Here is an 11,769-nt window from a genome sequence, read left to right as displayed (position 1 = left end):
AGGAGTCTGGACTTGACTTATTAACTAAAAACTTTTCTTATTGTAAATTTAGTTAACTTTAAGTTAATTTATGGTATTATAACTTAATAAATTGCATTAGGAGGTTATTATGGCACGTTCAAAACTTTATTTTTATTTATCATGCATTTTAATTATAATTAGCTTTTATTTTAATACTAGAAACCCTCTATTAAATATGCACTTTAATTCAATGATTAAACTCATTTTTGTTTGTAGTATTATCAATGCTATTATTTTAATACTTGCTATTATCTTTTCTGATAAATCTATTAAAAATTTACATGAAGATTCAGATTGGATTCGTCCAGTTAGCAAAGTTTTACCTTATATAATATTAATTGTGATAGCAATTCATATCTTAGCTTCTCTCTCAACATTTGGTATTATTTTCTAAATCCTACTACAAAAGTTATACTACTTTTGTAGTTTATTTTTTTGAAAGGAAGATATCATAGTGCAATATTTGTATATTTTTGTTGGCGGTGCCATTGGCGCATTCATTCGCTATTTATTATCTGTTTTTAATAGTACTGAAGGATTTCCAACTGGCACATTTTTCGCGAATATCATAGGTGCATTTTTAATGGGCTTATTAGGGTCTTTAGCGATACAGTATTTTAGAAACAATCCACTACTCAAAAAAGGTATAACTACTGGATTACTTGGTGCACTGACTACTTTTTCAACGTTTCAATTCGAACTTGTTGGATTATTACAACAACAAGCATATGTCATGTTAGTAACCTATGCTTTACTCAGCTATATCATAGGTATATTGGTTTGTTATATTGGAGTTAGAATGGGGGCGCGTTTATCATGACTCAGTTTTTTTTAGTTATGTTAGGTGGCGGAATAGGCGCAGTTATTCGTGCATTTGTTACTAATTTCTTTAACAATAGAATTAATAGTACTTACCCGATTGCAACACTTGTCGTAAATATTTTAGGTAGTTTTTTGATTGGTCTATGCATGGGACTGACTTTAAACGTTACTTGGATTAACACATTTTTAATTGTTGGAATTCTTGGTGGACTAACTACTTTTTCAACTTTATCATCTGAATTAGTTCAAATGTTAACACCAAACAAACAGATATTTCATTTTATTATTTATTCAATTTTACAATATGTAGTAGCGTTCATTTCATGTTTATTAGGATATTTTATGATTTAACTTACATAAAAAGAAAAGACCGTAAATATAGTTTTAATCTACTATATTTACGGTCTTATTCAAAATATAATTACTCTATTAGTGTCCACTATACTCTGATGGATTAGGACCAATTCTTTTATCTTCGTTTAAACTGTCTAACCGTTCAATGTGTTCTTTAGTTAATTCAAAATCAAATACATTAAAATTTTCTTCAATTCTAGATGGTGTGACAGATTTAGGTATCACTACAACTCCATGTTCAATATTCCATCTGATTATAACTTGTGCTGGTGTTTTATTTATTTCTGATGCTACTGACTTAACTGTAGCATCTTCCAAAATTTGTGCATTCATTAATGGTGACCAGGATTCTACGTGTATATTTTGAACTTCAAGATATCTTCTCAATTCTGACTGTGTGAGATAAGGATGAAATTCAACTTGGTTAATTACAGGTTTAATTGAAACTTGAGCAAGTAATGCTTCTAAATGTTCTGCATTAAAGTTACTAACCCCAATATTCTTAACTTTATCATTTTTATACAAATCTTCCATACCTTGCCAAGTATCTATCATCAATGCTTCATCTAAGCCTGGCCAATGCATTAAATATAAATCTAAATAGTCTAATCCTAGCTTACTTAAACTAGTCTCATAAGCTTCCGCTACATTGCTGCGACCATAATCATCAAGCCATAATTTGGATGTAACAAAAAGATCACTTCTATCTAATCCTGTGGATGATAATCCTTCTGCAATGCCTTGTCCAACCATTTCCTCATTATCATATATCATTGCAGTATCAATATGTCTATACCCATTTTCAATTGCATGTTTTACTGCATCCTTACATTGATCGTTATTTTCAACTCGGAAAGTACCTAAGCCTATGATTGGCATTTCATTACCATTATAAAATGTTACAAATTCCAAATTTAAACTCCCCTTTACTATTAAACTATCTATAATAATAATCAAATTTATCAAACAATTAAATTAAAATGCCTAAATTTTAAATAATTTGTCTAAATAAATTACTTATATACTTAGATATAGACTTTTAACAAATAGCTATAGTCATAACCTTCTAAAAAAATTCGATTCTTTTCCTAAACCAAAAACACATTTGTTAAGTTATTTTAATCCTATTGTTTAATGACCTATACATATATTGGTATTATATAGAATTAGAATAACATTAATAAATAGCAATTTAGATACATATATTTTGATAGGCAAATCAAACCAGATAATTTATATTAAAGTTTGCTCGTAGAAAGTAAGTTCACACTTATAAAATACAAGTAAAAAAGCCCATAAATAAATTTTCGAAAAAATTCATTTATGAGCTATTATAACAAGATTTATATTCTTGATACATAATTAGTTAAATGTTTCAATTTCATCCATCACACGTTGTAAATCTTCAACATTGTACTGGATACGACCATGAAAAACAAACTTATTAAAGTATTCATCAAGTTGTTCTGGTCCAACTAGCACTTTAGAATTAGTACTTTGTGCATAATTTGAAATTGTCACAGCACCTTCATCTTTAGGATTAAAATAAAGAATTGATGTAGGTGTGAATTTCAAGTTTAATTCTGTTTGTAATTCACCAGCTAGTTTTTCAATTTCATTTAAATAATTCGTATAATTTACAAATGATAAAGAATCTTTGTCATCATTTTGGTCCATAACTAAGGTTTGTGCCGTTTGTTTGTCAAGGTTTAACGTTTCAAACACTTGCTCCATCATCGGTTGTTCTTTGAATTGGTTAGCATTAATGCCATTAAATACATGACCTTTTAACAACTGTGAATCTATGAGATAGAGTCCAGTACGTGTGAGTACTAAATGACTTATACGGCGTATATCACTAAAGTTATTTTTCGGTAAGAAAATATTTGCCATGATATGCATATCTTCTGGACGAATACGTTTTTCATTAACTAAGCGTTCACGAATACCAATTAATCTCATATCCGTTACATACTCACTTTTATTTTTAGAGAAAAGTTTTAGTGCATCTATTTCTTGCTCTTTTGCATTTACTGTAGCTTCATAGTCCTCTTTTTGTTTAGTAACTTGTTTTTTATTTTCAATTCTTTCTTTTTCTAACTCTTCATCATGTTCATCGCTAAGTTTTTGTTCTCTTGTTTTGTATTGCTCCTCAATAGTCTGCTGTGCTTTTTTCTTACTTTTCAAAGCAACTAAAAATAAGATCAAACAAATAACTGCTACGACAATTGCCACGATTAGTCCAATTTCCATCGGGCCAAATGAATTCATAACAACAACGCTCCTTTATGTGTTCAGTAACTTAATTATAATAGATATGAGTTCATCATTCGATAGTAAAGTTTAAAAAATTAATTACGTCACGCTTATATTTCTACGCTATCTTTTAATAAATTTACTTTATCTAATTTTTCCCAAGGTAACAGTATATCTGTTCTTCCAAAGTGACCATACGCTGCCGTTTGTTTATATATTGGATGTTTTAAATCTAACATTTTAATAATGCCTGCTGGTCTTAAATCAAAGTGAGTTCTAACTGCTTCTACTAGTTCTGTTTCACTTACTTTTCCTGTTCCAAAAGTATCTATTGCAATCGATACTGGTTCAGCCACTCCAATGGCATATGCGAGTTGAACTTCACATTTATCCGCTAAATCAGCTGCTACAATATTTTTGGCTACATAACGCGCAGCATAAGTAGCTGAACGATCTACTTTTGTAGGATCTTTACCGCTAAAGCAACCTCCTCCATGACGTGCATAACCACCGTATGTATCTACGATAATTTTACGACCCGTTAAACCAACATCACCCTGAGGCCCGCCAATTACAAATCGTCCAGTTGGATTAATATAAAATCTTGTATTATCGTCAATTAATCCTTCCGGTACTGTTGGGTATATGACATGTTCTTTGATGTCAGCTTGAATTTGTTCTAAAGTAATGTCTTCCGCATGTTGAGCTGAAACGACAATTGTATCTATACGATGTGGTTTATCTTGTTCATCATATTCCACCGTTACTTGAACTTTTCCATCTGGTCGCAAGTATTTTAAAATACTATCTTTTCGCACATCTGATAATCGTTTAGCTAATTGATGAGATAAAAATATTGGTAACGGCATATAAGTATCCGTTTCGTTTGTCGCATAACCAAACATTAAACCTTGGTCACCTGCACCAGTTGCTTCAATTTCTTCTTCTGATAAATTATCACGATATTCTAATGCATTATCGACGCCTTGTGCAATATCAGGCGATTGCTCGTCAATAGCTGTTAATATTGCCATCGTTTGACTATCGTAACCATATTTAGCACGTGTATAGCCGATGTTTTTAATTGTTTCTCTTACAACTTTAGGGATATCTACATATGTAGCTGTAGAAATTTCTCCTGAAATTAATGCCATACCCGTAGTCACGGTAGTTTCACAAGCAACCCGCGCATGAGGATCATCTTTCAATATTTCGTCTAAAATTGCATCAGACACTTGGTCAGCGATTTTATCTGGGTGCCCTTCTGTAACCGATTCTGAAGTAAATAATCTTCTATTATAAGTCATAAATTAACTTGCTCCTTTGTCTTTGATTACGAAAATTCTCTTTTATTGAGCTCATTAAAAAAAGCCTTCTTCACTATATGAATAGAGAGAAGGCCCTTATACGTCCATTCGCTCTTATCGTTCAGACGCTATTTGTCCGCAAACGGTTTGGCACCTTTCTTCGTTGTAAGAAGAGGTTGCTGGGCTTCATTGGGTCCATGTCCCTCCGCCACTCAGGATAAGAGAATCCGTTAATCACTATAGTACCGAAACTAAGTACTAATGTCAATTTGATATTTATTTAAATTACTTTAAAAATGGTGTGGACTAATCAATCATATGTGTTATACTCTGTAATTGTAAAGGCTTACATTAATTTAATAGCGTTGGAGGGATATAGTATGGCGGTAGATACATACACTTACACAAAAAAAGTTCAAAACATTTTGGACAAGAAGTCTTCATTATTTCAACAATCTACAACACAGTTGTATAAGAAAATTCTTAATAATAATGAAGGAGAACTAACCGAACTAGGTGCAATTAACGCTAAAACGGGTAAATACACTGGTCGTTCACCGAAAGATAAGTTTATTGTTAATGAACCATCATACAGAGATGATATTGATTGGGGAAATATCAATCAACCTATTGAAGAAGACACATTTTTAAAATTATATGATAAAGTATTAAATTATTTAAATGAAAAAGATGAATTATATGTATTTAAAGGCTATGCAGGTAGCGATAAAGATTCACAACTCAAACTAACGGTTGTCAACGAATTGGCTTGGCATAATCTCTTCGCACAAAATATGTTTATTCGTCCTGAAACAAAAGAAGAAGCAGAAGAAATTAAATCTGACTTTACGATTGTATCAGCACCCTATTTTAAAGCTGATCCAAATATAGATGGTACAAATTCAGAAACATTTATTATTACTTCATTTAAACATAAGGTCATTTTAATCGGCGGTACTGAATACGCTGGTGAGATGAAAAAAGGTATTTTCTCCGTAATGAACTACTTACTGCCTAAAGATAATATAATGAGTATGCACTGCTCCGCAAACGTTGGTGAAAAAGGTGATGTAGCTCTATTCTTTGGACTTTCTGGTACAGGAAAAACAACACTTTCAGCAGATTCAACTCGAAAATTAATCGGTGATGATGAACACGGTTGGAATGAAAATGGTATCTTTAATATCGAAGGTGGATGTTACGCAAAAGCAATCAACCTTTCTTACAAAAAGGAACCTCAAATATATGAAGCAATTAAATACGGTACAATTTTAGAAAATGTTGTTGTAGATGAAGAAGGCGATGTCGACTTTGATGACAACTATTACACTGAAAATACAAGAGCCGCTTATCCAATCAACCATATAGAAAATATCGTTACACCTTCCAAAGCAGCACATCCAAATACGATTATTTTCCTTACTGCTGATGCTTTTGGCGTTTTACCTCCTATCTCAAAACTTAGCAAAGATCAAGCGATGTATCACTTTTTAAGTGGATTCACAGCTAAACTTGCAGGAACAGAAAGAGGTATCACTGAACCAGAACCATCTTTCTCAACATGTTTCGGCTCACCTTTCTTACCTTTACATGCTAAAGTTTATGCAGATTTACTAGGCGACTTAATTGATAAACATGATGTGGATGTTTATTTAGTGAATACCGGTTGGACTGGTGGTAAATATGGTACAGGACGCCGTATTAGTTTAAGTTATACGAGACAAATGGTTAATCAAGCAATCACTGGACAACTAAGAGATACAGAATATATTCAAGATGATATGTTTGGACTAAATATACCAGTGGAAGTTGAAGACGTACCTCAAACACTACTAAATCCAATAAATGCTTGGAGTAAGCCAGAGGCATATAGAGAACAAGCTCAAGATTTAATCGACAGATTTAAACATAATTTCGAAAAATTTGGTGATGAAGTTTCAGATTTAGCACAAAATGGTGGCTTTAAATAAATACTTAATAAAGCACATGGACTACATTATAATTGTGGCCCATGTGCTTTATTAGTAATTTTTTTCTACTTTATCCATCCATTGTTTAACTGTATATAACGCTGTTTTCATTGCAAATGGCCTTGGTACATGATCTTCATCCATTTGATAAAATGTTTGATAAGTCGAGCCAATATGTTTCAATTGTGTTTCCAAATAATAGGCTTGGTGAATCCCAACTTGTTTATCTTTACCACCATGTACAATAAGTATAGGTGGACTGTCGGCGTGTATATTAGCAATCGCATCCCTTTGCTTATATGCTGTTGCTTGTTTCTTTGGATGTCCGATCATCCTTCTCAACATACCTCTTAAATCTATTCTTTCTTCATACATGAGGTGAATATCAGACACACCACCCCAAATAATAAAACTTGTAACTGGTAAATCTTGAAATGTAAGCAGCCCTTGTAATCCACCTCTGGAAAATCCTATCATATGAATATATGCATCAGGGTACATTGCATTTAATATTCGAACAGCCACGGTTACATCATTTAAATCCCTACCATAAAATTCATCTTTACCTTCACTACCATTGTTACCTCTATAATAAGGTCCAAATACAAGTGTTTGAGCATCTGAAAATTGCATTAAACGTCCTGCTCTTACTTTACCAACTTGTCCTTTACCACCTCTCAAATATATAACTATTCTTTTTACACTTTTATGTGGTTGCATTAATAAACCTCTAACATTAATCTCATCCACTTCATAAGTGACTTCATCAAAAATATGGTCAGGTACTTCTATCGGCATTCTTTTTCTGTGAATAAAATCCAAGCTCGATCACTCTCTCTAAACATTTTAAAATTGCAGCATCTTTCAATAAATAACTTTTATATGCTTCTGAAATATCTGAGATACTATTGAAAATTAATGGCCCATCAGTTTCTAAATAATCATTTTTCGTTTGTAATCGATCTACTTTAACCATGAAAACATCTTTTGTAAAAGGTGTGCCATTTTGACGATTAACACAATATTGAGCAATATAATGTCTATCTTTAAAATTAATAAGCGCTCCTGTTTCTTCAAACAATTCCCTATCACACGCTTGTACACTTGATTCCCCTGCTTCTCTTTTGCCACCAGGAAATTCTATACCTCTTATTTTATGTTTGGTAAAAAGCAATTGTCCTTGATATATTGGAATAACTAAGACATGGTCTGCATCTGGTATATCATTTTCATCTTTAAACGATAAAAAAACATCATCATTTTCTTTATCTTTAAACTTCACTAACATCAATCTCCCTTTATATATGTTAAACTATCAATGCGATGTAAATTGTTGGAGGCAAAATTTTATGAAAAAAATCTTTCTAGGACTTATCTATATATATCAACATTTCATTTCTCCTATGACACCAGCCACATGTCGCTTTTACCCAACTTGTTCTGAATATACTAGAGAAGCAATAGAAGTTTTTGGCCCCTTTAAAGGTACTTGGTTAGGTGTTAAACGTATTTCAAAATGTCATCCACTCCACAAAGGTGGATTTGATCCAGTACCTTTAAAAAAAGATAAAAAGCATAAACATTAATCAATCTGCATTAAATTATCTTTGTTTACTAAAGGAGGTTCAAAATAAATTGAACCTCTTTTTAATATGCCTGAATGTGCTACAATATCATTTTCAAAATAATAACCTTGTGGTGTAATATCACTTGGATAAGTTGTATATCTTGCTAATAAAGCTGTAAAATAACGACTTAATCCATATTCATACATACCGCCAATGACAAATTTCACATGTTTTTGTTCCAATATTTCAATGATTTCCATCACTTTATCAATACCACCGAGCCTGAATGGTTTTAATACCACAACATCGATTTTATAATTTTCAATATAATATAAAATTGTTTTCAAAGATACTGCTTTCTCATCAATAGCTATAGGTGGTAATTCCGTATCTTTAAATTGATTTACTTTTTCTATATCTTTAAAAGGCTCTTCTAAATAAAGAATTTCACTGCTTGAAAGTAACATGATTTTCTCAACTTCGTTATCTCTAACAGATTCATTGGCATCAATGACAATTTGAGGTTTAAATAGCAATCTCTGCAATCGCTTAACATCTTCTAAAATCGTTTCCGACCATTTTATTTTTATGCGTTGTGGTTGTGTGACTTTTAAGTCATTAATTTGTTTATCCGTTAGGCCGCTAACCGTGGCACCATATGGCACATTAAATGTCTCTAATTGGAAAAAAATTTGATAACAGGCCATCACAATCATACTTCGTGTAGCTGGATATTTTTCCAAACATTGAAGCGCGTTTTGAACTTCCGAAAAGCATTCAAACTCAATGTTTTTAAAAGATTCAAACCACTTTATTGTTTGGTCATAAACTACTTCTATCGTTTCATCATCATACCAGTCTGTTTCAAAAGCGTTACACTCTCCAAAATAATGTATCTGCTTATCCGTAATAAATTCAATAATAAGTGCTTTACGCTTGTCCAATTTTACCTTAGGAGTAATAATTGAATGTTTAAAATCATTATTACAAATATAAAGTTTCATTTCGCTCAATTTCATAAATTTTCACGCCTAATTTTTTAAATGTTTTCTTTGTAGTTTACCAGTTGATGTATAAGGTAATTCTGTTACTTGTTTAAAATATTTTGGGATTTTATATTTCGCTATATGTGATTTAAAATGTTCGATTAATGTTTCATTGGATAATTTTGTTTTTGAAACATAATATAAATAAGGTACTTCCCCCCACGTGCTGTCATGCTCTCCGATACACATTGCATCAGTAATTGATTCGTGTAGTTTTGCTACAGATTCTAATTGATATGGATATATATTTTCGCCACCGCTAATGATCAAATCTTTACGTCTGTCATAAATCATTACATATCCATCGTCATCTATTTCAGCAATATCTCCCGTTTTAAAATAACCATTTTCAAACGTATCTATTAAATCTTCAGGATATAGGTATCCATTCATAACATTGTCACCTTTGATAAGTAGTTCTCCATGTCCTTGGTTATTCGGTTCTTTTATTTTCACAAAAACATTTTCACTTGGTTTTCCGACGGTATCATAACGCTCAGCTAACATACTTGGCGATGCTGTTAAAAATTGGGAACATGTTTCAGTCATTCCGAATGAATTGTAAATCGGCAATCCTAATTTCAAAGCATTTTCAATCAATGTACTAGAAAGCTTAGCCCCGCCTAACAATATCTTTTGAATATTATACGGTTGAGTCAACCCTTCATCCATTAACCATTTTAAAGTTTGAGGAACCAATGATACATGCGTTGGTAATTCTTTTTCTATTATTTCAAGCATCCTATGTGAATTAAACTTCGCTGCAATACGTACTGTAAAACCTTGAATCAGCGCTCTTATTATGACACTTAATCCAGAAATATGATAAATAGGCAATACAGATAACCATTTTGTGTCTTGATTAAACCCTAGACTTTGTTTACAACCCAGTGCACTTGCATAATGGTTGCCAAATGTTTGAGGAACAGCTTTTTGTGGTCCTGTTGTTCCAGAAGTAAACATAATAGAAGCAATTTGATCCATATTGAATATAGCTTCATAAGTATTATTAGAAACTTCACGTTTCAATACATCAAAATCAATTATGACTATATCTTGTAACGTTAAATTGGTAGTAGTAATTACTGTATCAGTTTCAATAGAATGTAACTGGTTTTGTATTTCTTCTTTGGTTAAACGCGTGTTTAACATCACGATTTCAACACCTGCTAGCCACAACGCATTAATCAAAGTAATAGATTCAATATGATTTTCTATATATATTCCTATACGCTTTTTCTTCAACTGTTTTATTTGATAAGCTAAACGGCTTGCTTCGTAATACATTGAAGCAAACGTGATTTTATTAAGACCATCATCAATAAATACTTTATTTCCATTTTGTTTTGCTTGCGTTTTCAACCAAAATTCCAATCTGTCATTCCTCCATCTCAAAGACTATTATAACGTTTTTACTTTGATTTAACAGTGTTGGTGCATTTTATTAGTTACTATTACCATAAATTCATATTTATACTATTTGTTTACATTTCTTTTGTAAAATAGTCAAAATCTAAGTTGTATGCGATGAATTTTGGTGATATGATAATAAAAATGACTTCGTTTCAACTAATTATAAACACATAAAAAAACATGATCTGTAGAAGGACTCTTCATTATCATAATAGATTATTAAGGCATCAGAGGTTCGAATCCCTCACTCTCCGTTTACTTACACCATATTAGATAAGAAGAAAGATAAACGTTTATATATATATATATGATGAAGGAGATCACAATAAAATGAAATTTATTAAATACGAAATTGAGCAAGGCTTGTACTACGACCTCATAACGATATATGCAAAAACTAACAAAAATACTCCGTTCCATTTCACTTTTTCAGAAAGCCATACTCTAAAAGAAATAAGAGATAAATTAGAAGATATTGCAATTAAAATTGACAAACAATAATATTTGTTTGACGCAATCATCAAATAACGAAAAATCGTTACACTTATAATAAATAGAACGATGTCCTAAGATGGCTCATAATCCCTTAATCACAAAATCAAATATTAGAAATTAAGAGCAGTTTGTTCCCTACAATGGATGTTTATTCTCACCTTTTATAAGAAACAGCTCAAGTAGAAAAAGAAAAAGCAGTTAAAGCGCTTGAAAGCATGACGCAGTAAGCCGGGAACGTAATTCTTATTTTCGGGGACGTTATGCTTTAATATTAAGTACTTCGGGGACGTTTAGAGGACGTAAAAACTTAATCACGATATATATCGAAGAATAACGATATATAACAAAACCCCGTTATATCAGCATTTTGGTAAACGAGATATAACGAGGAATATCGAATTAACGGAGAGTGAGGGATTCGAACCCTCGAGACGCTTGTGGCGCCTACACACTTTCCAGGCGTGCTCCTTCGGCCAACTCGGACAACTCTCCAATATAGAATTAAAAAAACAGAAGC

13 protein-coding genes, 1 tRNA gene and 1 riboswitch are annotated in these 11,769 nt (G+C 31.9%); of the genes, 6 read left to right on the top strand and 8 right to left on the bottom strand.

The features are described 5' to 3' along the window. Positions 1 to 109: 109 nt before the first annotated feature. Genes KA833_RS10070 through KA833_RS10060 form a run of 3 tightly spaced genes read left to right on the top strand, consistent with a single transcriptional unit; the run spans position 110 to position 1,194 of the window. Positions 110 to 415, top strand: a complete 306-nt coding sequence (locus tag KA833_RS10070; protein ID WP_046207601.1) for a hypothetical protein — start codon at positions 110 to 112, stop codon at positions 413 to 415. A gap of 60 nt (positions 416 to 475) precedes the next feature. Next, positions 476 to 841, top strand: coding sequence for a fluoride efflux transporter CrcB (crcB, locus tag KA833_RS10065; RefSeq protein ID WP_046207602.1), 366 nt, complete (start codon positions 476 to 478; stop codon positions 839 to 841). After that, positions 838 to 1,194: a fluoride efflux transporter FluC gene (locus tag KA833_RS10060; RefSeq protein WP_046207603.1), complete on the top strand. Its 357-nt coding sequence runs from the start codon at positions 838 to 840 to the stop codon at positions 1,192 to 1,194. The genes crcB and KA833_RS10060 overlap by 4 nt, the downstream gene beginning before the upstream one ends. Positions 1,195 to 1,272: 78 nt before the next feature. On the opposite strand, the gene KA833_RS10055 is transcribed toward KA833_RS10060, so the two are convergent. The 3 genes from KA833_RS10055 to metK form a co-directional block, all read right to left on the bottom strand. Next, a complete protein-coding gene (locus KA833_RS10055) occupies positions 1,273 to 2,109 on the bottom strand; it encodes an aldo/keto reductase (protein ID WP_070658749.1) in 837 nt (278 codons plus the stop codon). Positions 2,110 to 2,559: 450 nt separating this feature from the next. After that, on the bottom strand, positions 2,560 to 3,468 hold the full coding sequence (locus KA833_RS10050; protein WP_046207605.1) for a nuclease-related domain-containing protein: 909 nt from the start codon (positions 3,466 to 3,468) through the stop codon (positions 2,560 to 2,562). Between the two features lie 95 nt (positions 3,469 to 3,563). After that, on the bottom strand, positions 3,564 to 4,760 hold the full coding sequence (metK, locus tag KA833_RS10045) for a methionine adenosyltransferase (RefSeq protein WP_064208803.1): 1,197 nt from the start codon (positions 4,758 to 4,760) through the stop codon (positions 3,564 to 3,566). 111 nt (positions 4,761 to 4,871) lie between these two features. Next, positions 4,872 to 4,984, bottom strand: a riboswitch (SAM riboswitch). Positions 4,985 to 5,140: 156 nt separating this feature from the next. On the opposite strand from metK, the gene pckA reads away from it, so the two are divergent. Continuing rightward, entirely contained in the window at positions 5,141 to 6,730 is a 1,590-nt protein-coding gene (pckA, locus tag KA833_RS10040; protein WP_070658751.1) for a phosphoenolpyruvate carboxykinase (ATP), read from the top strand. Positions 6,731 to 6,781: 51 nt separating this feature from the next. Here the strand turns inward: pckA and KA833_RS10035 are convergent, their stop codons facing one another. Then, positions 6,782 to 7,552, bottom strand: coding sequence for an alpha/beta hydrolase family protein (locus KA833_RS10035; RefSeq protein WP_210128393.1), 771 nt, complete (start codon positions 7,550 to 7,552; stop codon positions 6,782 to 6,784). Further along, positions 7,509 to 8,018, bottom strand: a complete 510-nt coding sequence (ytkD, locus tag KA833_RS10030; RefSeq protein ID WP_210128394.1) for an RNA deprotection pyrophosphohydrolase — start codon at positions 8,016 to 8,018, stop codon at positions 7,509 to 7,511. Before ytkD ends, KA833_RS10035 begins: the two co-directional genes overlap by 44 nt. 61 nt (positions 8,019 to 8,079) lie before the next feature. Between ytkD and yidD the strand changes: the two genes are divergently transcribed. Then, on the top strand, positions 8,080 to 8,316 hold the full coding sequence (gene yidD / locus KA833_RS10025; RefSeq protein ID WP_064208800.1) for a membrane protein insertion efficiency factor YidD: 237 nt from the start codon (positions 8,080 to 8,082) through the stop codon (positions 8,314 to 8,316). Here the strand turns inward: yidD and menC are convergent. Continuing rightward, positions 8,313 to 9,317 carry an o-succinylbenzoate synthase gene (gene menC / locus KA833_RS10020; RefSeq protein ID WP_210128395.1) on the bottom strand — a complete coding sequence of 335 codons (1,005 nt, stop codon included), beginning with the start codon at positions 9,315 to 9,317 and terminating at the stop codon, positions 8,313 to 8,315. The two genes, yidD and menC, sit on opposite strands and share 4 nt — an antisense overlap. 12 nt (positions 9,318 to 9,329) lie before the next feature. Then, positions 9,330 to 10,718, bottom strand: coding sequence for an o-succinylbenzoate--CoA ligase (gene menE, locus KA833_RS10015; RefSeq protein WP_210128396.1), 1,389 nt, complete (start codon positions 10,716 to 10,718; stop codon positions 9,330 to 9,332). A gap of 369 nt (positions 10,719 to 11,087) precedes the next feature. Between menE and KA833_RS10010 the strand changes: the two genes are divergently transcribed. Continuing rightward, positions 11,088 to 11,258, top strand: a complete 171-nt coding sequence (locus KA833_RS10010) for a hypothetical protein (protein WP_164987238.1) — start codon at positions 11,088 to 11,090, stop codon at positions 11,256 to 11,258. A 397-nt stretch (positions 11,259 to 11,655) separates the two neighbouring features. Here the strand turns inward: KA833_RS10010 and KA833_RS10005 are convergent. Next, positions 11,656 to 11,744, bottom strand: a tRNA-Ser gene (locus KA833_RS10005). Between the last annotated feature and the right edge of the window lie 25 nt (positions 11,745 to 11,769).

Source organism: Staphylococcus sp. GDY8P67P (assembly GCF_017892545.1).
GTDB lineage: Bacteria > Bacillota > Bacilli > Staphylococcales > Staphylococcaceae > Staphylococcus > Staphylococcus ureilyticus.
This window is presented reverse-complemented; position numbering and strand designations above follow the sequence as displayed.

Bases quoted from the DNA above. Each gene is read 5' to 3' on its own strand.
- KA833_RS10070 (WP_046207601.1), top strand. From the start codon at position 110: ATGGCACGTTCAAAACTTTATTTTTATTTATCATGCATTTTAATTATA.
- KA833_RS10060 (WP_046207603.1), top strand. From the start codon at position 838: ATGACTCAGTTTTTTTTAGTTATGTTAGGTGGCGGAATAGGCGCAGTT.
- KA833_RS10050 (WP_046207605.1), bottom strand. From the start codon at position 3,468: ATGAATTCATTTGGCCCGATGGAAATTGGACTAATCGTGGCAATTGTC.
- metK (WP_064208803.1), bottom strand. From the start codon at position 4,760: ATGACTTATAATAGAAGATTATTTACTTCAGAATCGGTTACAGAAGGG.
- pckA (WP_070658751.1), top strand. From the start codon at position 5,141: ATGGCGGTAGATACATACACTTACACAAAAAAAGTTCAAAACATTTTG.
- ytkD (WP_210128394.1), bottom strand. From the start codon at position 8,018: ATGTTAGTGAAGTTTAAAGATAAAGAAAATGATGATGTTTTTTTATCG.
- yidD (WP_064208800.1), top strand. From the start codon at position 8,080: ATGAAAAAAATCTTTCTAGGACTTATCTATATATATCAACATTTCATT.
- menC (WP_210128395.1), bottom strand. From the start codon at position 9,317: ATGAAATTGAGCGAAATGAAACTTTATATTTGTAATAATGATTTTAAA.
- KA833_RS10010 (WP_164987238.1), top strand. From the start codon at position 11,088: ATGAAATTTATTAAATACGAAATTGAGCAAGGCTTGTACTACGACCTC.